Here is a 20,420-nt window from a genome sequence, read left to right as displayed (position 1 = left end):
GTTTTTGTTTACTTAACATGATGATGTCATCTCAAACCCAGTTTCGGCATTTAAAAATGCAGGTACAGCGCAAACTTGCAGAAACATTACAACTGACTGAAAATCACTTTCAACGGAAATTTCCTATTCCGACAATCAGTTATGACTTGCGAGGTGTAAAGGCTGGCGTTGCATACTTGCAGAAAAATGAGATTAAATTTAACCGCACTTTACTACTCGAGAACTCAGATGAATTTATTCGTCAGGTGGTTCCACACGAATTAGCCCACCTTATTGTGTATCAAGTATTTGGGCGAGTGAAACCGCATGGACAGGAATGGCAAGCGGTGATGACGCAGTTATTTAATCTCCCTGCCGATACTTGTCACCAATTTGATGTGGAAAGTGTACAAGGTAAAATGTTTGCTTATCAGTGTGAATGTCAGACCCATTATTTAACGATTCGTCGGCATAATCGCATTCAACGCGACAAAATTATCTATTTATGTCGAAAATGCCGAGGAAAATTATTTTTTCATGATGAAAATAAGTAAGTGATATGATATATTTCCAGTGTTTTCAATCAAATAACAGGGGTTATCCAATGAAAAAATCATTATTAGCTATCGTTGTCGGTGCATTAGCGGTTGCTTCAACTGCAAATGCTGGTTTATTTGCCGAAGGTGATCTAGGTCTTTCAAGAACTAAATTAAGCAATGGTGGTTCAAGCAAAACTAAAATTGAGCCTCGTGTTGCAGTGGGTTACAAATTAGGTAATGTACGTGTAGCCGGGGATTATACTCACCACGGTAAGTTTCAAGGCACTAAAGTTCAAGGCTTAGGTGCAACAGTGTTCTATGACTTCGATACCAATTCTCAAATTGAACCTTATGTAGGTGCTCGTCTTGCGGCTAACCGTTTCAAATTTGAAGAACGGGCAGATCAACGCTATAAAAGCTCTTCTGAAACTAAAGTAGGCTATGGTGTCGTAGCAGGGGCTAAATATAAATTAGCCGAAAAGGTGTATGCAAACGGTGGTTTAGAATATAACCGTTTAGGTAGCTTTGACGATACTAAAGTGAATAACTATGGCGCTAAAGTGGGCGTAGGTTACGAATTCTAATTTTCCTTTTGAAAAGTGCGGTTGATTTTGATCTGACCCCAAAAGTTAGACTGTTATTTAAAGGATTGTTTTCGATATTGTATCGGACTCAGTCCTTTTAATTTTAGTTGAATCCGTCAGTGGTTATAGTAATCCAAATAATCTCTGACAGCATCAACTATCTCTTCTTTTGTTTTAAATTCCCGACCATAAAAACATTCCGTTTTTAATCGCCCAAAGAAACTTTCCATTGCGGCATTGTCCAAGCAATTCCCTTTTCTCGACATACTTTGAATGATGCCATGTTCAGTCAAGATTCGACGATAAGTTACCATTTGATATTGCCAGCCTTGGTCTGAATACAAAATGACACCACAAACTTTATTTAGTCCAACTTTTGGGGTGCAGATCAAATTCACCGCACTTTGCTTTTCCCCTTGAAATCTTTCTTTTTATTCTTATATCTGTGACATTCAATTTTTATCTTTATGAAGGAAAAAATTATGTCACAAAATCAAGAAACTCGCGGCTTCCAATCTGAAGTCAAACAACTTCTCCAATTAATGATTCATTCTTTGTATTCCAACAAAGAAATTTTCTTACGTGAATTAATTTCTAATGCCTCTGATGCAGCAGATAAATTACGCTTTAAAGCACTTTCCAACCCTGCTTTATATGAAGGTGATGGCGACTTGCGTGTGCGCGTGAGCTTTGATGCGGATAAAGGCACTATCACCATCAGCGATAACGGGATTGGGATGACCCGTGAACAAGTGATCGATCATTTAGGTACGATTGCCAAATCTGGAACAAAAGAATTTTTGACCGCACTTGGACAAGATCAAGCGAAAGATAGTCAGCTCATCGGTCAATTCGGTGTGGGCTTCTATTCGGCGTTTATCGTTGCCGATAAAGTGAAGGTGAAAACCCGTGCGGCAGGTGAGGCGACTGATAAAGGCGTGCTTTGGGAATCTGCCGGGGAAGGCGAGTATTCCGTGGCGGATATTGAGAAAAAATCCCGTGGTACTGATGTGATTTTACATTTACGCGAAGATGAAAAAGAATTTTTAAACGAATGGCGTTTGCGTGAAATTATCGGTAAATATTCTGACCATATTGGCTTGCCAGTGGAAATGCTCACCAAAGAATATGATGACGAAGGCAAAGAAACCGGTGAAAAATGGGAAAAAATCAATAAATCGGATGCCCTTTGGACACGTTCTAAAAACGACATTTCCGATGAGGAATACAAAGAGTTTTATAAACATTTAAGCCATGATTTTGCGGATCCTGTCACTTGGGCGCATAACAAAGTGGAAGGAAATCAAGCATATACTAGTTTGCTTTATGTGCCAGCTAAAGCACCTTGGGATTTATTTAATCGCGAACATAAACATGGCTTAAAACTTTATGTTCAACGCGTATTTATTATGGATGATGCTGAGCAATTTATGCCGAATTATCTACGTTTTATGCGTGGTTTAATCGATAGCAATGACTTGCCATTAAATGTATCTCGTGAAATTTTGCAAAATAACAAAATTACTGCGGCATTGCGCAAAGCATTAACTAAGCGTTCATTACAAATGCTAGAAAAATTAGCAAAAGATGATGCAGAAAAATATCTGCAATTCTGGAAAGAGTTTGGTTTGGTCTTGAAAGAAGGCCCTGCAGAAGATTTTGCTAACAAAGAAACTATCGCGAAGTTATTGCGTTTGGCTTCAACACATAACGATAGCAGCGAGCAAACTGTCTCTTTAGAAGATTACATCTTGCGTATGAAAGAGGGGCAAAAAGCTATCTATTACATTACAGCGGATAGTTATGTCGCAGCGAAAAATAGCCCGCACTTGGAATTATTCAATAAGAAAGGCATTGAGGTTTTATTGCTTTCCGATCGCATTGATGAATGGATGTTAAGCTATTTAACTGAATTCGACGGTAAACAATTACAAAGTATCACGAAAGCAGATTTGGATTTAGGTGATTTAGCCGATAAAGAATCTGAAACGCAAAAGCAACAAGATGAAGCCTTTAGTAGTTTTATTGAGCGTGTGAAAAACTTGCTTGGTGAACGGGTGAAAACGGTGCGTTTAACTCACAATTTAACGGATACACCAGCGGTGGTTTCTACGGATAATGATCAAATGACGACCCAAATGGCGAAATTGTTTGCAGCCGCAGGACAACCTGTACCAGAAGTAAAATACACCTTTGAACTTAATCCAGAACACCACTTAGTGAAAAAAGTGGCTGATATTGCAGATGAAATTGAATTTGCTGATTGGGTGGAATTGTTGCTCGAACAAGCTATGTTAGCAGAGCGCGGATCTTTGGAAAATCTAGCTGCGTTTATTAAGCGCATTAATAAGTTGTTGGCATAATGAATAAACGCCTTGGTGTAGTTCCAAGGCGTTTTTAGTTTCAATCTATTTTTGAATAGATTATTTTATTTATTTCACCACCTAACTTATTTTCATTACTTAGTTGTAAATAAGATAAATGTAGGCTTTTCTTTTTTTTATTGTCCGCCTGGGCGACGATCAGCGGCACGATCTCCACAGGCTGAGCCATCTTTTGCGGTTTGCCAATAATGATCACATCTTCCTGCGTTAGCAAAAGATGAAAATGTACCTAAAGCAAATGTTGCTAATAAAATCATTACAATTTTTTTCATATATACTCCAATGTAAATTAAACGTAGTATGAATAAAACACGACACTAAATTGACTTTAGGTTAAAATCTTCATGCGGTGTATATTCTTAGAAATTATAATTTTATGGATATTATGCAAAAGATAGTTGTTGTAATGATGTTCTATACTATTTGTTACTTGACAAAATATGAGGTCTAAAATTAGCGTTAATGAGAAAGTAAGATTATTCAGAGAGTTGAATCAATGGTCTCAAGAGGAAATGGCTGAAAGAATGAATATGTCTGTGGCTGGATATGCAAAAATTGAAAGAGGTGAAACGAATATAAGCCTTCATAAATTGAAACAGATAGCATCAGTCCTACAAATAGATCTTTTGGATTTGTTATCTACCCATGATAGCGGCGTTATTTTAGTTGGTGGAGAAAATAATCAAAATCATTTTCGTAATAACTATTATGGTAATCAATCAGCTGAGTTAGAAGTAGAAAAATTAAAGTTAGAATTAAAACATAAAGATGAATTATTGAAACAAAGAGAAAGTGAATTAGAAACTTTAAGAGATATAGTAAATTTATTAAAACAAAAAATGAAAGATTAGGGGATATTATGCTAATAGTCTATGGCATTAAAAATTGTGATACAGTGAAAAAAGCGTTGAAGTGGCTGGCGGATCACCATATTGAACACAAACTTCACGACTACCGTGTTGATGGTTTAGATTCGAATTTTTTAACTCTGGCAGAAGCTCAATTTGGCTGGGATGTGTTGATGAATAAACGCAGTACAACTTGGCGTAATTTGGATGAACAAGTTAAAAATTCCCTTGATAAAACCACCGCACTTTCCGTGCTAGCTGAGAATCCAACCTTAATTAAACGCCCAATTATTTTACAAGATGGAAAGGCATTAATTGGATTTAATGAAAAGGAATATCAGGCTGCTTTTGCCTAAAGTGCGGTTATTTTCTTAGGAGTTTTTATGAAAGAAAAAGTGATTTTTTTGGCACAAGACCTCATTCGTCGCCCCTCTATTAGCCCTAATGACGAGGGATGTCAGAAAATTATTGCCGAACGTTTAGAAAAGTTAGGTTTTCAAATTGAATGGATGTCTTTTAATGATACGTTGAATTTATGGGCAAAACACGGAGCGGGTGAGCCAGTTATTGCTTTCGCTGGACATACGGATGTTGTTCCTACTGGTGATGAAAATCAATGGTCGTATTCTCCGTTTTCTGCTGAAATTATTGATGGTATGCTTTATGGTCGCGGTGCGGCGGATATGAAAGGATCCCTTGCTGCAATGATTGTTGCGGCAGAAGAATATGTAAAAGCCAATCCGAATCATAAGGGTACGATTGCATTATTGATTACCTCTGATGAAGAGGCCGCTGCAAAAGATGGTACTGTGCGAGTGGTTGAGACTTTAATGGCGCATGATGAGAAAATTACTTATTGTATGGTTGGTGAGCCGTCGAGCTCGAAAACATTAGGCGATGTAGTCAAAAATGGTCGTCGGGGTTCGATTACAGGTAACCTCTACATTCAAGGCATTCAAGGTCATGTGGCTTATCCTCATTTAGCGGAAAACCCAATTCACAAAGCGGCGCCTTTCTTGCAGGAATTAACCACCTATCAATGGGATAATGGTAACGAATTTTTCCCGCCGACCAGTTTACAAATTGCAAATATTCATGCGGGTACAGGGAGTAATAATGTCATCCCTGGTGAGCTTTATGTGCAATTCAATTTACGTTATTGTACGGAAGTTACAGACGAAATTATTAAGCAGAAAGTGGCAGAAATGCTTGAAAAACATGGATTGAAATACCGTATGGATTGGAATTTATCGGGTAAACCATTTTTAACCAAACCGGGTAAATTATTAGATGCATTAACGACCGCAATTGAGCAAACAACCGGTATTACACCACAAGCAGAAACAGGTGGCGGTACCTCTGATGGACGTTTTATTGCATTAATGGGTGCTGAAGTTGTGGAATTTGGGCCGCTTAATGCAACCATTCATAAAGTGAATGAATGTGTAAACGTTGATGATCTTGCCAAGTGCGGTCAGATTTATCATCAAATGTTAGTGAATTTATTGGATAAGTAAGATGAAATTAACGCCCGAAATGTTAACCGGCAAATCTCGTGAACATTTGATCAATTTGCCTACACCTCATTCTCTGAATCATTTTTTGCAAGCAGAGGCAATGAAAGCGTTTCAAGGATTGCAACAAAGTGCGGTCAAAAATGGCTTTAATTTGCAACCCGCGAGTAGCTTTCGTGATTTTGAACGTCAACAACTCATTTGGAACGGTAAATTTAACGGTGAACGCAAGGTTCATGATGATGCGGGAAATTCATTAGATTTAGCGTTGTTAGATGATTGGCAAAAAGCACAAGCTATTTTACGTTGGTCAGCGCTTCCGGGTGGCAGTCGTCATCATTGGGGAAGTGAAATCGATATTTTTGATCCTGATCTTTTGCCTCAAGGTCAATCTTTACAACTTGAACCTTGGGAATATGAAAAGGGTGGTTATTTCTTTGAACTTAGTGAATTTCTCACTGAAAATCTACCGCACTTTGATTTTGCTTTGCCTTTTATTAGCCAACCAGAAGGTAAAAAAATCGGCCGAGAGCCTTGGCATATTAGCTATTTACCTTTAGCTGATCAGGCCTCACAATTATTTACGCCAGATGTACTATTGAAAGTTTGGCAGCATGAAATCGTGGATGGAAAAGAAACGTTAATTACACACTTGCCTGAGATTTTTGAACAATATGTGGTTTAACAAAAAAACGCAGCGAGGTCGCTGCGTTTTTTATGATATTGATTAATTCTTTTTATTTTTTTCCAAGGATTTATGCTGAATTTTTACATTCTTACCTTTAGCTTGGAAATATTCACCGATTTGTTGAGCGATATAAACAGAACGATGTTTACCGCCCGTACAACCAATGGCAATGGTTAAATAGCTTCGATTATGTTGCTCTAACATCGGTAACCACGTTTCAATGTAATTACGCGTTTGGTAGATAAAATTATTCACTTCATCATGCGCAAGCAAAAATTGTGCAACAGGTTCATCAAGCCCTGTCATTGGGCGCAGTTCTGGATTCCAGTGCGGATTAGGTAGAAAACGCACATCGAAGACATAATCAGCGTCAAGCGGAATGCCATATTTAAAGCCAAATGACTCAACTACGATCTTCAGTTCTTTATCTGTATTACCGCGTAAAACTTCCCTTAAACGTTCAGATAACGCATGAGTGGAAAGTGGCGCAGTATCAATAATAAAATTAGCATGTTGAATTAAAGGCTCAAGTTGCTGATATTCTAAATCAATCGCTGACTCAAGCGGGAGATCTTGTGCTGAAAGTGGATGAAGACGACGTGAATCGCTGTAACGACGAATAAGTGTACTACGATCGCTGTCCAGAAAGATGATTTTGACGGAATAAGTACCTTGAATATCGGTCAGAATTTTGTCTAAGTCAGCACTTGAATGAGGAAGATTTCGAATATCGAGGCTGATGGCGACAGCCGTTTGAGTTTTGGCGAGAATATTGGTGAGTTGAGGAAGTAAATCGAGAGGAAGATTATCCACGCAATAATAGCCCATATCTTCCAAAGCTCGTAATGCGACAGATTTTCCTGCGCCTGAGCGACCGCTGATAATAATAATTTCCATCTACGATATTCCTTATAATTTAGTCGGTTAAGTGATATTTTTTGAGATTATACTTTATCTAACTTTTTATTATCATTAGTTTTTTCAGAATGATCGGCACATTCAAAAACTTGCCAAATTTCATCCGCACTTTTTGCAGAGCGAAGTTGTTTAATTAAGCTTTTATCGGTTAATTTTTCAGTGAGCTTAGCCAAAACTGGGATGTATTCTTGGCAGAGATTTTCAGGTACGAGTACCGCAAAAACGATATCTACCGGTTTGTTATCTGCAGAATCATATTCAACAGGACTATCTAACTGCATAAATATGGTTAATATTTTATCTAAAACATTTTTAGGTAATTTGGCTTTAGGCATTGCGACGCCATTACCTAATCCAGAATTGCCTAATTTTTCTCGTTCAAATAAACATTCAAAACAAGCCTGCTCGCCATTTTCACCATGAAGTTTCTCCACAACGAAAGCTGCAATGGATTCAAATAATCGTTTCTTGCTAGAAAAAACAACCCCCTGACGAATATCATCAGGGGAGAGTAAGGTCGTAAATTTCATAGGTTATAGTTTAAATTGCTCACCTAAATAGACACGCTTAACGTGCTCATCATTCATAACTTCTTCCGGTGTGCCGGTCGCGATAATTTTCCCTTCACCAACAATGTAAGCGCGTTCACAAACATCAAGGGTTTCGCGTACGTTATGGTCAGTAATTAACACGCCTAAGCCACGATTACGGAGATCCGTGATGATTTTCTTAATATCCGTGACCGAAATAGGATCCACACCCGCAAAAGGTTCATCTAATAAAATAAATTTTGGATTTGCTGCTAAGGCGCGCGCAATTTCTACACGACGACGTTCACCACCAGAAAGAGATTGTCCCAGGCTATCACGAATATGGCTAATATTGAACTCATCAATTAACTCATCCGCTCTCTCTCTGCGTTGTTCTGCAGTGAGATCTTTACGAATTTCTAATACCGCCATAAGATTTTCATATACGGTTAAACGGCGAAAGATAGAGGCTTCTTGTGGTAAATAGCCAATTCCTCTGCGTGCACGTTCATGCATAGGTAATACGCTAATATCATCGCCATCAATGGTGATTTTCCCCTGATCGTGACGCACTAAACCGACGACCATGTAGAAAGTGGTGGTTTTACCGGCACCATTTGGACCTAGTAGGCCCACAATTTCATTGGAGTTTACGGTTAAACTCACATCAGAAACCACTTTTCGGCTTTTATAACTTTTTGCGAGGAATTCGGCTTGTAATACAGACATCGGTTATTTTTTACCTTTTTGTTGTAATTGGGTTGGAATTAAGACGGTTTGCACGCGTGATTTTCCATTACCATTGGCTTTTAACTGTTGTTTTTTCACATCATAAGTGATGCGTTCACCGTTAATTTTGCTATCTAATTGTTTTAATTCAGCCTTACCGGTTAATGTTAAGAATTCTGTGCCTAAATCGTAGTGAACTTTATTGGCTTTACCATCAACAGGCTTCCCATCATCAAGTTGTTGGTGGAAAGTAACAGGGCTACCAAAGGCTTCAACAGTTTCTTTTTTACCTGAATTTTCTGGTGGACGAGTAATAACCACTTTATTGGCTTTAATCAAAATGGAACCTTGTGTAATCACAACGTTATCTGTAAAGGTTACCACGCTGTTTTCCATATCTAAAGATTGATTATCTGAGACAATATTAATCGGTTTATTAGTATCGTCTTTTAACGCAAAAGCAGATAAAGAAGTCATCATTAACGCCGTTAAAAGCAGAATTTTATTGTTTGTTGATTTCATAATATGTTTTTACCTGTTCCTTTAGAGTTGCAACTTGCTGACGTAAATTTCCGACGAGCTTCAATCCACTTGAGTTAAAGTTTAATCCGTTAATTTTTACTTGTGTATCGGAAGTAATGTCTTGTGTTTTTAAATTAATCACTGCCGCTTCAGTCTCAACACGTTGCAGGCGAGATAAAGGATCAAGACTCTCGGCAACCACGCCGCCTTCAAGATAGAGTATTTGATCTTTTGTTAATTTTGCCTTTTTCGCGCTAAGCTTCCAATTTTGTTTTTCTAATTGAATTTTATCGGTTTTTGCTTCTTTGTCTTTATTGTCCAAAGAAACATCAAAAAGATAGACTAACGGTGAAATAAAATCCGTATGACCGTCTTGCGTGTAATATTCCACTTTGTCGGAAATCGCGAGATATTGCTTTTTGCCTTCAGGCGAGAATACGGTGGTTTCCATTTTATTGCCGACGTATTCTGGGCTATCAGGTTTTTTAATGAGGCTTTGTAAATCGCTATGATCTTGATTAAGCGAATAATACCAGCCTAATAAAGCCAGGGCGATGACACCTAAAATAATATTCCAACGAATATTCATAAATAACGTTCTTTCCTTCTTAAAAGGGTAACTAATCATAGCACTTTTTTGACACAAAGTGCGGTCAAAAATAGCTGTATTTTAGTCTTCTAAAATGAGAGTTTTTAAGATCTGATAAATCTCGCGATAAGCTTTTGACGGCTTATTTTGTTCCTTTTCTTTTTGTGCTGCACGAATCAAATTACGTAATTGTTGGCGATCTGCAGAAGGATGCTCATTTAACAAATCAGTCAGTGCTGCATCACCTTTCACAACCAACTCATCACGTAAGATTTCCAATTTATGCAACATCGCTTGCTGCTGATTATGTTTGTTTTCAATTTTTTCTAACGCTTCACGAATAGGCTCAGCATCAATTGAGCGTAAGAGCTTTCCAATATATTGTAATTGGCGACGACGCGCTTCTTTTTGCAGGCGTTGCGCTAATTCAATGGCATCTTTCAAGCTATCGTCTAGTGGAACCTTAGTCAGATTTGCTTTGGTTAAGTTCACCAATTTCTCGCCGAGCTGTTTTAAATCCTCAGCGTCGCGTTTGATTTCACTTTTACTTACCCAAATAATCTCTTCTTGGTCTTCATCTTCCCAATCAAAGGCTTCTTTTTTCTTACGTTTTGCCATTCTATTACCTTATGAAAAATTTGGTGCATTTTAGCATAAACTTTCAAAATAAGATAAAATGGCGCAAATTTTTAATAGGATTATCATCATGAAAACAGCAGAAAATTTAACCGCACTTTTAAAATCTCAAGAGCAAACATTGCGTGATGCAGTCAGTTTTGCGATTGAAACCGCGCAGAAAGCGGGGGCAACCGCTGAAGTCGGTGTGACAAAAGTGAGTGGTTTATCGGTTTCAACCCGTCTGCAAGAGATTGAAAATGTTGAATTTACTAATGATGGGGCATTAGGCATTTCTGTTTATTTAGGCCAACAAAAAGGCAATGCTTCTACCTCAGACTTAAGTGAAGAAGCGATTAAAAATACCGTTGAAGCAGCACTTGCTATTGCAAAATATACTTCACCAGATGATTGCACAGGGCTAGCCAATAAAGAACTAATGGCTTTTGAAGCACCTGATTTAGCGCTTTATCATAGTGCAAATGTCGATGTCGAACAGGCTACAAAATTAGCTTTAGAAGCTGAAAAATCAGCGTTGGAATACGATGCTAAAATTGTGAATAGTAATGGCGCAAGCTTTAATTCGCATACTGGCGTGCGTGTTTATGGCAATACACACGGCATGCTACAAAGTTACTTATCTAGCCGCTATTCTTTATCTTGTTCGGTGATTGGTGGCGAGCTAGATCAACTTGAAAATGACTACGAATATACAGTTTCACGTGAGTTTGATGCGCTTTCTCCAGCGGATTGGGTAGGACAGAATTGTGCAAAAAAAGTGATTGCGCGTTTAAATCCACAAAAATTAACGACACGTGAAGTGCCGGTGATTTTCTTAAATGATGTGGCAACAGGATTAATCTCTCATTTAACTGGCGCGATTAGTGGCGGCAGCTTATATCGTAAATCCAGTTTCTTGCTCGATCATCTTGGAAAACAAGTATTGCCAGATTGGTTCCAAATTAGTGAGCGTCCTCATTTGTTAAAACGTTTAGCATCCACGCCTTTTGATAGCGAAGGGGTGCGAACACAGGATCTTGAAATTATTCAAGATGGCGTATTGCAAACCTATTTGCTCACCAGTTACAGCGGTAGAAAAATGGGCATGCAAAGTACCGGTCATGCAGGCGGTATTCATAACTGGCTTGTGAAACCAAATTTAACGGGCGGATTGACCGCACTTTTACGTCAAATGGGCACCGGTTTATTGGTGACAGATGTCATGGGGCAAGGCGTAAATATTGTGACGGGGGATTATTCCCGTGGCGCAGCAGGCTTCTGGGTGGAGAATGGTGAAATCCAGTATCCAGTTGCTGAAATTACCATTGCCGGTCAATTACAGGATATGTTGAAAAATATTGTGGCAGTAGCAGATGATATTGAACATCGCTCCAATATTCAAACAGGTTCAATCTTGTTAGATAAGATGAAAATTTCAGGAAATTAATAAATTTTTTAAAATGATAATAATTCTTATTGACATGTAATTTCTTTCTGCTACTATACGCACATCTGTTTAGCAGCGATTGCAGATTGCTCCAACAGGTAGAGTAGAAAGTAAATTCGTTAGGGTTAAAAAGGCTGAAGGTTTAAACTTCAGCCTTTTTTATTGTAGAATACGCAAACGATTAAATTAAAAGGGAAAGACCATGAAAAAACACCACGTCGATATTTTAATTTCAGAAGCGGATGTTCGTAGCCGCATTACTGAACTTGGCGCAGAAATTACGCATTTTTATCAACAACAAGCCGTTGATAAACTGATTGTTGTTGGGCTTTTACGTGGTTCATTTATGTTCATGGCCGATCTCGTACGTAAATTAAAATTACCGGTAGAAGTGGAGTTTATGACCACATCAAGTTATGGCGCTGGGATGACAAGTAATCACGATGTTAAAATTACGAAAGATCTTGAAGGCGATATTCGTAATGAACATGTGCTAATTGTTGAGGACATTATTGATACAGGTTACACCCTTGAAAAAGTGCGTGGCATTTTAAATTTACGCGATCCTGCAAGCTTGGCGATTTGTACCTTGTTAGATAAACCTTCTCGCCGAGAAGTGGAAGTACCGGTTGAATGGATTGGTTTTTCTATTCCGGATGAATTTGTTGTCGGCTATGGTATTGATTACGCTCAACGTTATCGTAATCTAGGCTATATTGGTAAAGTGGTTATAGACGAATAATTTATTTGGGGGATGATGTAGATTAGTAAGTGTGCTAGTCTATAAAAAATGAATATAACTCATTGTAAATTAAAGAAATCTATACAAAATAAGCTCCTTGAATTTTTTGTATTAGAAGTGACAGCCCGAGCAGCGGCTGATTTACTCGGTATCTAAGCCAATTCAGCGATTTTTTTTACAGAAAAATTCGTGAAGTCATTAGCTATCATTTAGCCCTTGAAGCCGATGAGGTTGTTGATGGTCAACTTGAGCTTAATGAAAGCTATTTTGGCGGTCATCGTAAAGGAAAACGAGGTCGAGGCGCAGCAGGAAAAGTTACTGTATTCGGTTTGTTAAAGCGACAAGGAAAAGTATTTACGGTGGTGGTAGAAAATACCAGAACAGAGACATTAATGCCTGTTATTATGATAAAAATCAAGACTAACAGCTGGGTTTATACCGATACTTATCGAAGCTATGATGCTCTTGATGTGAGCAAATTTCACCACGAACGAATCAATCATTCCGAACTATTTGCGGTGAAACAAAACCACATAAATGGAATAGAAAATTTCTGGAGTCAGGCGAAGAGAATACTCCGAAAATATAATGGCATCGACCGAAAAAACTTCCTTTATTATTGAAGAAATGTGAATTTTGGTTTAACTTTGGATCACCAAAAGAACAACTTAAAACATTGCGAAAATGGAGTGGTATTTAGGGCTAATCTACGTCATCCCCAAAAGATAATATGAGAAGAGATTTTTAAACATAAAAAGTTCCTCATAAAATAAAGGCAAGCTATGTTGCCATAACTTGCCTTAGCATTGATTAAACAAAAGCCCACATTAAACACACAAATCCAAATGCGATTGTGCCGTAAATTGTCGTGAGAATTGACCAAGTTCTCAGTCCCTGAGAAATTGTAATGCCAAAGAATTTCGTCCATACCCAGAACAAGCTATCGTTAACATGTGATAAGGTCATAGAACCAGCTCCTATCGCTGCGGTAACTAATGCGGCTTGAATACCCGTATAACCTGCTGTAGTAATTGCTGGCGCTAAAATAGTTGCTGTAGTAATTACGGCTACTGTAGCTGAACCTTGTGCTGCGCGTAACAATGCGGCAAGAATGAAACCGAGCAATAAGACAGGTAATCCAGTACTGGATAAGACATCTGCTAATGCTTTACCTACGCCACTCGCATCTAACACTTTACCAAACATACCACCAGCACCAGTAATTAAGATAATGCCCGCGATAGGTGCTAATGCTGAGTTTAAGATTTCTTCTAATTGATCTTTGCCCCAGCCACGTTTAATACCAAGTACATAAGAGGATAAGCATACGGCAATCATTAAAGCAAACGGTGACGCCCCTACCATACTAAAAAATTCACGAACAACACTTTCTTTTGGTAATGTTGTAGCTGTTACTGTCCCCAACATGATTAATACTAATGGGAAAACTATCATTGATAACACAGTTCCAAATGATGGTAAGCCATTATCTTCTTGTGAACGAAGTTTTTGATATTCAAGTAGATCACTTGAAGTTGGAATGCTCACAAAATTATTTTTTGTAAAAAATGGAATAAATGTTTGACCAATTAAAACTGCAGGAAGCGCTGCGACAAAGCCTAATCCTAGTACTAAACCAATATCAGCATTTAACACTTGAGCACCAGCAACTACACCTGGATGAGGTGGCATAAGTACATGCACTGTCAACATAGACAAACCAATTGGTAATGCATAGACCAACATATTACCACCAAGGCGACGAGCTACACTGAAGATAATTGGGATTAATACAATGAAACCAACATCAACAAAAACAGGGATACCAAAAATAAAACCTGTCATTGCTAATGCAAATGGCGCTCTTTTGGCACCAAACTTATCAAGCAACCAACTCGCAAGTACATCTGCGCCATTAGATTTCTCAATCACTTTACCCAACATTGCTCCAAGACCAACAATCAAAGCAACGCTACCTAAGGTGCCACCCATACCACTAATTAACGTTGGAATAACTTTCCCCATCGGAATGCCAGCAGAAAGCGAAACTGCAATACTCACCAGCCCTAACGCAATAAATGGATGAACTTTACCTTTAATCATCAAAGTCAAAAGCGCGATAACACTCACAACACCGATTAAAATAAGAACTTCATTTGACATAAAGATGCCCTCTTATTCAAAAACGTTCTGCCAAAGCAGAACGTTTAGCTGAGATAACACTTTAAAATTTAAAGTGCGGTTAAATTTTTATCAATTATTTATATTTTTGGAACCAATCTAATCCTGCTGTGGTTTCGCCACGTGGTTTGTATTCACAGCCAACATAGCCATCATAACCAATAGTATCAAGTTTATCGAAAATGTATTGGTAATTAATTTCACCTTCGTCGGGTTCATGACGGTCTGGTACAGAAGCAATTTAATTGGCAGTTCATTGATACTTAAAACCATCTTTTACAAAGTGGCGTGACGCATCCATATGTGTACCGCAATGATTTGGTATTTTAGAGATAAAACTGCTAAATGGTGTTATCTCATTTATATCTGTACAACGTATCACTTCACTACAGGTTAGCCAGGCCAAGCTAAATTATTTGGATCTAATGTGTGTGATAAATATATAAACATCATTGATCTCCTGATTAAATTTTAACCGTAATTAAAGATTTTTATTCTGAAGTTTGATATAGAATAAAATGCTGGCTAACACGACAATAGGGAAAAGCAGATCAAATACAGAGCCATCGTTGCCAAAAATCAAGTTAGCAAGAATTACTGAAATACCACCAATCCCCCAAGCAATCGTGGTTGGTACAGACCAAACGACCATTTGTTTTTTCACATCATTAATTCCCATCATACGGTTAACCACCCAGAATAAACTATCATTGAAATAGCCAAAGAAAAGCGATCCCATGGTAGCAGCTTGAGCGGCTAATAGCATATTGACACCGGGTATTTGCGCAAGGATTGGGGCTGAAATTGAAGCAGCTGTAACCATTGCAACTGTACCTGAACCTTGAATAAAACGCACTAAAGTCGATACGATAAATGGAATTAAAATTGGTGAAATAGGTAAGTTTGCGATCTGTTCTGCTAATTGTTTTCCTGCACCACTATCGCGCAATACCGCACCTAATGCACCACCCGCACCTGTTACTAATAAGATAATACCAGCTGTTTTAACACCTTCTTCAAGATGAAGTGCAGTCGTATTTTTATCGGCTTTTGGTAATAATGTGTAAACAGAAATTAATACGCTTAATGCTAAAGCAATAACAGGGTGACCAAGGAATGAAACGATTTGATAAGGTATACTTGTCAATGCTTCAGGTACATCTTTAACGAATAAATGTACAACTGCTTTAATGAAGATTAATACTATCGGTAATACAATTGGTAGTAAAGAAAGCCCTAAACTAGGAAGTTCTTTTTTCTCACGACTTTCAATATAACTATCATATTTTTGTTTTAATTCTTCTTCCGTGAACACTTCTTGATTAAAGTTAGGGTATTTTTTATCTAACCATTTAGCATACAGAACTATTCCTACAACAGGCAAGACAGCCATACACATTCCAGTGAGTAACATTGCGCCAATATCTACACCAAATAACCCAGCTACTCCCAATGGACCTGGTGTTGGTGGAACGGTGTGGTGTGTCACAACCAAGCCACCAGCCAAAGCAACGCCTAGAGTTAATAATGAGCGTTTACCATTTTTTGCGAGAGCTTTTGCTACTGGATAAAGGATAACAAATGCAGAATCTACGAAAATTGGAATACTCACTACGTAACCTGTAATAGCTAATGCCCATTCTTCTTTTTTCTGACCTAGCATTTTGATAAAACTATATGCCATTTTTTCTGCCGCACCAGAAACTTCTAAGACGCTACCCATCATTACACCAAGTCCAATAACAATCCCAATACTACCTAGTGTGCCACCAAATCCTTTTGTGATGGAATTTAAGGTTTCATCAGCTGACATACCACCTACTAAACCTGCAATTGAAGCTGCAATTAGCATTGCGATGAAAGCATGAACTCGCGTTCTTAATACGAGAAAAACGAGAACAAATACAGCGATTAATAATCCAATAATTGGAATCGGTAAGCCAAACATAGTGCCTCCTACATATCATATTCAATAAACTGTTGGATAACATTTTGGAAATTGCTATCCACTTTGAAACCAAGAGCTAATGCTTGGGTGTTATCAATTCTTGCAGGCCAACTAGCAACGATATTGTTAATGCTTTCATCGAACTCAAATTTAATATGTTCTAAAATTGCTTCACCTTTTACTTGAGTGAGATCAGATAACATTTGTTTTACGGTAACACTAAACCCTGGAAGATTAATAGAATGCCAACTACGCAATGGAAGTGATGGAAGTTGTAAAGCATGAATAAAGTTTGCAACTACTGTATTTGGGCTAGATAACCATAAACGTAATTCTTCCGATACAGGACACACGGCATCTTCCCCATGTAGAGGTTCACGCATAATGCTGCTAACAAATGAGGATGCAGCTTTATTTGGTTTGCCTGGTCGAATACAAATGGTTGGTAAACGAACAACAATACCATCTACAAAGCCTTTTCGTGAGTAATCATTAATCAGCAATTCACACATTGCTTTTTGTGTACCATAGGTAGATTGCGGTGTGAATGCTGTACTATCTAAAATAGTTTCAGGTAGTTCTCCACCAAATATGGCTAAAGAACTAGAGAAAATAAACCGCACTTTAGGATTATTTTTGCGACAAATTTCAAGGATATTTCGTGTTGCTAAGAAATTAATTTCATAACCTAAATCAGGATCTTGTTCTGCATGACTACTTACGATAGCCGCTAAATGAAAAATAGCATCCGTTTCTTCAGTAATTAATTCATCTAATCCTGTTGGATAACGTAAATCCATTTCATAACATCGAACACGAGGATCATTATTTGGCGCAATAGGCTTAACAACATCAATTAAAATTAAATCATCAATATGAATATTATTCTGGGCTAATAGCGTTTTGGCTAAACGTTGTCCTAAGAACCCTTGCCCACCAGTAATTACAACTTTCATTTTATCCTCCTTAGATAATATATGTTTTTAAAACCGCAGTTAAATTTAAGAATATTTATTTATACTTCTGAAACCAATCCAATCCCGTTACGGTTTCGCCACGTGGTTTGTATTCACAGCCAACATAGCCTGTATAACCGATTTCATCTAGTTTATCGAAGATATATTGGTAGTTAATTTCACCTTCGTCGGGTTCATGACGGTCTGGTACAGAAGCAATTTGAACGTGAGCAAATTTGCCATTTAATTTATCGGTTAAACGCGCAAGATTGCCATCTACATTTTGTGCATGAAAATAGTCGAGTTGAACAAATACATTATCACGATCAACCAATTCCACCACTTCAAGCGTATCAAATTGGCTTTTGAGTAAATAATTAGGTTTCACTTCAGGGCTTAAAGCTTCAAGCTGAATTTTGATCCCATATGGTTTATATTTATCAGATGCATAGCGTATGTTTTTAATAAAGGTTTGTTTATATTCTTCACGGCTTGCACCTTCTGGCACAACTGCTGACATGATATGTACATTTGGACAACCTAATGCAAGTGCATATTCAAGAGCCAAATCAATATCTCTATGGCTATCAGCTTCTCGGCCAGGGATTGCCGAAACACCCCATTCACCTTTGTTTACATCACCAGCTGGGGTATTAAATAACACAACTTTTAGGCCATGCTTATCTAAAATTGCTTTGAGTTCTTGTGCAGGGTAATCATAAGGCCATAAGAATTCGACATATTTAAAGCCTGCTTTAGCCGCCGCTTCAAAGCGATCTAAAAATGGCACTTCGTTAAACATCATTGTTAAGTTTGCTGCAAATTTAGGCATAATTATTTTCCTCTATTTTCTAAATCTTTCACTTCGGTATCAGTGAGATAGCGGATTTTTTGTCCTTGCAAAGTGAAGAATAATTTGGCAGTTTCTTCTAGCTCTTCCGTATTATCAGCTGCATCAAGCAAATCACAACCTGTCACCACAACACCATGATTGGCAAGTAAAAATGCTTTCCCTGTTAAGGCGCGTTCACTGAGTTCACGTGCGATCTCTGGCGAACCAGGTCGGTAATAAGGTATCACTTGCAGTTTGCCTACACGCATTACGTAATAGGGTGTAAAAGCTTTCATTGCATTAGTCACATCCAATCCATCAAGGCAAGAAAGGGCGGTCAAATACGTGCAATGTAAATGTACAATGGCTTTGCACTCAGGATTTTTCTTGTACATAGCCAAATGAAACACGGATTCTTTAGAGGGTTTATCACCTTCTAACACATTGCCATCCATATCTAACACGGATAAGCATTCTGCTTTTAAACGACCTAAAGATGAACCTGTTGGCGTGACTAATACACGATTTTCATCAAGGCGGACAGACAAATTGCCTGCCCCGCCAACGGTATAACCGCGCTCATAAAAAGAACGTCCGAGTTGTACCATCAATTCTTTTTGTTCAAGATCTGTCATACAAACATTCCTTGTGCGTATTCAAAGAAATCGTCTTTACCAAAATTACCTGATTTCAATGCGAGATAAATATCCTCTTCCACTGCTTTTAACCAAGGCACTCCAGGAGCGATTTGTTTACCGATATGAAAACCTGTAAACCCAAGTTGTTGCACCACAATGCTAGAAGTTTCTCCACCTGCATTAATAAAGTTTGTTACGCCATATTGTTTTAACTTCGCGGCTAATTTAGCAAACGTGTTTTCAATAGCATGGCTGGCTTTATCCACACCAAATTGATTTTGAATTTCTTTCAATGCTTCAGGTGGTACAGTGGCATATACCATTGGTGCAAGCGGTGAATCTAAATTAGCGATAACCCATTGAGAGAGTTCTTCCACATAGTTTGGATTGTTAATCGCTTGCGCCGCATCAAGGTGTAAGTGCGGTGCTTTTTCTTTATATTTTTCCACTTGCTTGTTCGTCATCACAGAGCAAGACCCTGAAAGCACCACGGTTTTACCTTTAGTTGGCGTAAAGGCATTGGTGCCTTTTTTACCACCACTTAAACGCGCCGCCATATATGCTGCTAAACCAGAACCGCCTGTCACCAATTTGAAATCCGCCACCGCTTCAGCAAGTACTTCCAACTGCGAATTATCCACGGCATCAACAACCGCATAACGGTAGCCTTGGGCTTTGAGTTCCGCAAAACGTTCTTTCACACGTGCCGCACCTTTAATCACATCAGCATAAGCGACTAAGCCTGTTTTTCCTTTGGCTTGTGCATCCATCAAACGCATTAAATTTGCGTCCACCATTGGTGTAATCGGGTGGTTTTTCATGCCTGATTCACTCAACAATACATCACCTACGAATAAATAGCCGTTAAAAATAGTGCGACCATTTACAGGTAAGGCTGGTGTAATAACGGTGAAATCTTCATTTAATTCATCTAGTAAAGCATCCGTGACAGGACCGATATTGCCTTTTGCTGTGCTGTCAAAGGTGGAACAATATTTAAAATAAAATTGCGTACAACCATTTTCCTTTAACCATTGATAAGCCCTTAATGACTGTTCAATGGCTTCATTCACAGGGTTGGAACGTGATTTTAGACTGATCACAATGGCATCTACTTTGCTGTTTAACGATTGTGTTGGAACACCGTTCATTTGCACCGTACTTAAGCCATTTTCAACCAAAAAACTGGCGATATCGCTTGCGCCTGTAAAATCATCTGCAATAACACCTAACATCG

Annotated in this window: 22 protein-coding genes and 4 pseudogenes; 10 read left to right on the top strand and 16 right to left on the bottom strand. The window is 38.3% G+C overall.

Features of this window, described 5'->3' with window-relative positions:
• The first annotated feature begins 17 nt into the window (after positions 1–17).
• Positions 18–533, top strand: coding sequence for a SprT family zinc-dependent metalloprotease (locus tag ACXVWB_RS02710; RefSeq protein ID WP_289901279.1), 516 nt, complete (start codon positions 18–20; stop codon positions 531–533).
• A 50-nt stretch (positions 534–583) separates the two neighbouring features.
• The gene (locus tag ACXVWB_RS02705) at positions 584–1,102 is read left to right on the top strand and encodes an opacity family porin (protein WP_289901278.1); all 519 of its coding nucleotides are present in this window, start codon (positions 584–586) and stop codon (positions 1,100–1,102) included.
• A gap of 53 nt (positions 1,103–1,155) precedes the next feature.
• Here ACXVWB_RS02705 and ACXVWB_RS02700 read toward each other — a convergent pair.
• Positions 1,156–1,449: pseudogene (locus ACXVWB_RS02700) on the bottom strand (transposase); the annotation flags it as partial.
• 135 nt (positions 1,450–1,584) lie between these two features.
• On the opposite strand from ACXVWB_RS02700, the gene htpG reads away from it, so the two are divergent.
• Positions 1,585–3,465 (top strand): molecular chaperone HtpG, encoded by a 1,881-nt coding sequence (gene htpG, locus ACXVWB_RS02695; RefSeq protein WP_289901277.1) that lies wholly within the window; start codon positions 1,585–1,587, stop codon positions 3,463–3,465.
• A 137-nt stretch (positions 3,466–3,602) separates the two neighbouring features.
• Here htpG and ACXVWB_RS02690 read toward each other — a convergent pair whose 3' ends face one another.
• Complete coding sequence (locus ACXVWB_RS02690) at positions 3,603–3,758, bottom strand: hypothetical protein (RefSeq protein ID WP_162836956.1); 156 nt, start codon at positions 3,756–3,758, stop codon at positions 3,603–3,605.
• A gap of 168 nt (positions 3,759–3,926) precedes the next feature.
• On the opposite strand from ACXVWB_RS02690, the gene ACXVWB_RS02685 reads away from it, so the two are divergent.
• The 4 genes from ACXVWB_RS02685 to ACXVWB_RS02670 are packed head-to-tail and all read left to right on the top strand — an operon-like array spanning position 3,927 to position 6,533.
• Complete coding sequence (locus ACXVWB_RS02685) at positions 3,927–4,337, top strand: helix-turn-helix domain-containing protein (protein ID WP_289901276.1); 411 nt, start codon at positions 3,927–3,929, stop codon at positions 4,335–4,337.
• 8 nt (positions 4,338–4,345) lie between these two features.
• Positions 4,346–4,690, top strand: a complete 345-nt coding sequence (locus ACXVWB_RS02680; protein WP_289901275.1) for an ArsC family reductase — start codon at positions 4,346–4,348, stop codon at positions 4,688–4,690.
• A gap of 27 nt (positions 4,691–4,717) precedes the next feature.
• Positions 4,718–5,851, top strand: a complete 1,134-nt coding sequence (dapE, locus tag ACXVWB_RS02675; protein ID WP_289901274.1) for a succinyl-diaminopimelate desuccinylase — start codon at positions 4,718–4,720, stop codon at positions 5,849–5,851.
• Position 5,852: 1 nt separating this feature from the next.
• On the top strand, positions 5,853–6,533 hold the full coding sequence (locus ACXVWB_RS02670; RefSeq protein ID WP_289901273.1) for a M15 family metallopeptidase: 681 nt from the start codon (positions 5,853–5,855) through the stop codon (positions 6,531–6,533).
• 42 nt (positions 6,534–6,575) lie between these two features.
• Here ACXVWB_RS02670 and rapZ read toward each other — a convergent pair whose 3' ends face one another.
• The 6 genes from rapZ to yjgA form a co-directional block, all read right to left on the bottom strand.
• Positions 6,576–7,433 (bottom strand): RNase adapter RapZ, encoded by an 858-nt coding sequence (rapZ, locus tag ACXVWB_RS02665; protein WP_289901272.1) that lies wholly within the window; start codon positions 7,431–7,433, stop codon positions 6,576–6,578.
• A gap of 47 nt (positions 7,434–7,480) precedes the next feature.
• Positions 7,481–7,984 (bottom strand): PTS IIA-like nitrogen regulatory protein PtsN, encoded by a 504-nt coding sequence (ptsN, locus tag ACXVWB_RS02660; RefSeq protein WP_289901271.1) that lies wholly within the window; start codon positions 7,982–7,984, stop codon positions 7,481–7,483.
• A 3-nt stretch (positions 7,985–7,987) separates the two neighbouring features.
• Positions 7,988–8,713: an LPS export ABC transporter ATP-binding protein gene (lptB, locus tag ACXVWB_RS02655; RefSeq protein ID WP_049364392.1), complete on the bottom strand. Its 726-nt coding sequence runs from the start codon at positions 8,711–8,713 to the stop codon at positions 7,988–7,990.
• Between the two features lie 3 nt (positions 8,714–8,716).
• On the bottom strand, positions 8,717–9,235 hold the full coding sequence (lptA, locus tag ACXVWB_RS02650; RefSeq protein ID WP_297568542.1) for a lipopolysaccharide transport periplasmic protein LptA: 519 nt from the start codon (positions 9,233–9,235) through the stop codon (positions 8,717–8,719).
• Positions 9,216–9,824 carry an LPS export ABC transporter periplasmic protein LptC gene (gene lptC / locus ACXVWB_RS02645; RefSeq protein ID WP_297568544.1) on the bottom strand — a complete coding sequence of 203 codons (609 nt, stop codon included), beginning with the start codon at positions 9,822–9,824 and terminating at the stop codon, positions 9,216–9,218. The genes lptA and lptC overlap by 20 nt, the downstream gene beginning before the upstream one ends.
• Positions 9,825–9,905: 81 nt before the next feature.
• Complete coding sequence (gene yjgA, locus ACXVWB_RS02640) at positions 9,906–10,442, bottom strand: ribosome biogenesis factor YjgA (RefSeq protein WP_297568545.1); 537 nt, start codon at positions 10,440–10,442, stop codon at positions 9,906–9,908.
• Positions 10,443–10,530: 88 nt separating this feature from the next.
• Here yjgA and pmbA point away from each other — a divergent pair, with 88 nt between their 5' ends.
• The 3 genes and pseudogenes from pmbA (at position 10,531) to ACXVWB_RS02625 (ending at position 13,328) form a co-directional block, all read left to right on the top strand.
• The gene (pmbA, locus tag ACXVWB_RS02635; protein WP_297568548.1) at positions 10,531–11,886 is read left to right on the top strand and encodes a metalloprotease PmbA; all 1,356 of its coding nucleotides are present in this window, start codon (positions 10,531–10,533) and stop codon (positions 11,884–11,886) included.
• A 202-nt stretch (positions 11,887–12,088) separates the two neighbouring features.
• The gene (gene hpt, locus ACXVWB_RS02630; RefSeq protein WP_297568558.1) at positions 12,089–12,628 is read left to right on the top strand and encodes a hypoxanthine phosphoribosyltransferase; all 540 of its coding nucleotides are present in this window, start codon (positions 12,089–12,091) and stop codon (positions 12,626–12,628) included.
• A 48-nt stretch (positions 12,629–12,676) separates the two neighbouring features.
• Positions 12,677–13,328: pseudogene (locus ACXVWB_RS02625) on the top strand (IS1595 family transposase).
• 110 nt (positions 13,329–13,438) lie between these two features.
• On the opposite strand, the gene ACXVWB_RS02620 reads toward ACXVWB_RS02625, so the two are convergent.
• From ACXVWB_RS02620 to otnK, 8 genes and pseudogenes are all read right to left on the bottom strand, one after another.
• A complete protein-coding gene (locus tag ACXVWB_RS02620; protein WP_297568565.1) occupies positions 13,439–14,791 on the bottom strand; it encodes a GntT/GntP/DsdX family permease in 1,353 nt (450 codons plus the stop codon).
• A gap of 94 nt (positions 14,792–14,885) precedes the next feature.
• Positions 14,886–15,050, bottom strand: a pseudogene (locus tag ACXVWB_RS02615) (TIM barrel protein); the annotation flags it as partial.
• Positions 15,035–15,259 (bottom strand): annotated as a pseudogene (locus ACXVWB_RS02610) (cyclase family protein); the annotation flags it as partial. The pseudogenes ACXVWB_RS02615 and ACXVWB_RS02610, both read right to left, overlap by 16 nt.
• 31 nt (positions 15,260–15,290) lie before the next feature.
• Positions 15,291–16,757 (bottom strand): GntP family permease, encoded by a 1,467-nt coding sequence (locus ACXVWB_RS02605; RefSeq protein ID WP_297568567.1) that lies wholly within the window; start codon positions 16,755–16,757, stop codon positions 15,291–15,293.
• A gap of 8 nt (positions 16,758–16,765) precedes the next feature.
• Positions 16,766–17,713 (bottom strand): D-erythronate dehydrogenase, encoded by a 948-nt coding sequence (gene denD / locus ACXVWB_RS02600; protein ID WP_297568570.1) that lies wholly within the window; start codon positions 17,711–17,713, stop codon positions 16,766–16,768.
• 55 nt (positions 17,714–17,768) lie between these two features.
• Entirely contained in the window at positions 17,769–18,545 is a 777-nt protein-coding gene (otnI, locus tag ACXVWB_RS02595) for a 2-oxo-tetronate isomerase (RefSeq protein ID WP_297568573.1), read from the bottom strand.
• 2 nt (positions 18,546–18,547) lie between these two features.
• A complete protein-coding gene (otnC, locus tag ACXVWB_RS02590; protein WP_297568575.1) occupies positions 18,548–19,180 on the bottom strand; it encodes a 3-oxo-tetronate 4-phosphate decarboxylase in 633 nt (210 codons plus the stop codon).
• On the bottom strand, positions 19,177–20,418 hold the full coding sequence (gene otnK, locus ACXVWB_RS02585; RefSeq protein ID WP_288329695.1) for a 3-oxo-tetronate kinase: 1,242 nt from the start codon (positions 20,416–20,418) through the stop codon (positions 19,177–19,179). Before otnK ends, otnC begins: the two co-directional genes overlap by 4 nt.
• Positions 20,419–20,420 lie beyond the last annotated feature (2 nt).

This window comes from Haemophilus sp. SZY H53 (assembly GCF_054332375.1).
The sequence above is the reverse complement of the archived record's forward strand: the minus strand, read 5'-3'. Positions and strand labels throughout refer to the sequence as shown.

Excerpts from the sequence above, each read along its gene's own strand:
- pmbA (WP_297568548.1), top strand. The coding sequence starts at position 10,531 with ATGAAAACAGCAGAAAATTTAACCGCACTTTTAAAATCTCAAGAGCAA.
- yjgA (WP_297568545.1), bottom strand. The coding sequence starts at position 10,442 with ATGGCAAAACGTAAGAAAAAAGAAGCCTTTGATTGGGAAGATGAAGAC.
- lptA (WP_297568542.1), bottom strand. The coding sequence starts at position 9,235 with ATGAAATCAACAAACAATAAAATTCTGCTTTTAACGGCGTTAATGATG.
- otnK (WP_288329695.1), bottom strand. The coding sequence starts at position 20,418 with ATGTTAGGTGTTATTGCAGATGATTTTACAGGCGCAAGCGATATCGCC.
- ACXVWB_RS02620 (WP_297568565.1), bottom strand. The coding sequence starts at position 14,791 with ATGTCAAATGAAGTTCTTATTTTAATCGGTGTTGTGAGTGTTATCGCG.
- ACXVWB_RS02710 (WP_289901279.1), top strand. The coding sequence starts at position 18 with ATGATGATGTCATCTCAAACCCAGTTTCGGCATTTAAAAATGCAGGTA.
- denD (WP_297568570.1), bottom strand. The coding sequence starts at position 17,713 with ATGAAAGTTGTAATTACTGGTGGGCAAGGGTTCTTAGGACAACGTTTA.
- ACXVWB_RS02670 (WP_289901273.1), top strand. The coding sequence starts at position 5,853 with ATGAAATTAACGCCCGAAATGTTAACCGGCAAATCTCGTGAACATTTG.
- hpt (WP_297568558.1), top strand. The coding sequence starts at position 12,089 with ATGAAAAAACACCACGTCGATATTTTAATTTCAGAAGCGGATGTTCGT.
- ACXVWB_RS02705 (WP_289901278.1), top strand. The coding sequence starts at position 584 with ATGAAAAAATCATTATTAGCTATCGTTGTCGGTGCATTAGCGGTTGCT.
- dapE (WP_289901274.1), top strand. The coding sequence starts at position 4,718 with ATGAAAGAAAAAGTGATTTTTTTGGCACAAGACCTCATTCGTCGCCCC.
- htpG (WP_289901277.1), top strand. The coding sequence starts at position 1,585 with ATGTCACAAAATCAAGAAACTCGCGGCTTCCAATCTGAAGTCAAACAA.
- ACXVWB_RS02690 (WP_162836956.1), bottom strand. The coding sequence starts at position 3,758 with ATGAAAAAAATTGTAATGATTTTATTAGCAACATTTGCTTTAGGTACA.
- lptC (WP_297568544.1), bottom strand. The coding sequence starts at position 9,824 with ATGAATATTCGTTGGAATATTATTTTAGGTGTCATCGCCCTGGCTTTA.
- ptsN (WP_289901271.1), bottom strand. The coding sequence starts at position 7,984 with ATGAAATTTACGACCTTACTCTCCCCTGATGATATTCGTCAGGGGGTT.
- ACXVWB_RS02685 (WP_289901276.1), top strand. The coding sequence starts at position 3,927 with ATGAGGTCTAAAATTAGCGTTAATGAGAAAGTAAGATTATTCAGAGAG.
- lptB (WP_049364392.1), bottom strand. The coding sequence starts at position 8,713 with ATGTCTGTATTACAAGCCGAATTCCTCGCAAAAAGTTATAAAAGCCGA.
- otnI (WP_297568573.1), bottom strand. The coding sequence starts at position 18,545 with ATGCCTAAATTTGCAGCAAACTTAACAATGATGTTTAACGAAGTGCCA.
- rapZ (WP_289901272.1), bottom strand. The coding sequence starts at position 7,433 with ATGGAAATTATTATTATCAGCGGTCGCTCAGGCGCAGGAAAATCTGTC.
- otnC (WP_297568575.1), bottom strand. The coding sequence starts at position 19,180 with ATGACAGATCTTGAACAAAAAGAATTGATGGTACAACTCGGACGTTCT.
- ACXVWB_RS02605 (WP_297568567.1), bottom strand. The coding sequence starts at position 16,757 with ATGTTTGGCTTACCGATTCCAATTATTGGATTATTAATCGCTGTATTT.
- ACXVWB_RS02680 (WP_289901275.1), top strand. The coding sequence starts at position 4,346 with ATGCTAATAGTCTATGGCATTAAAAATTGTGATACAGTGAAAAAAGCG.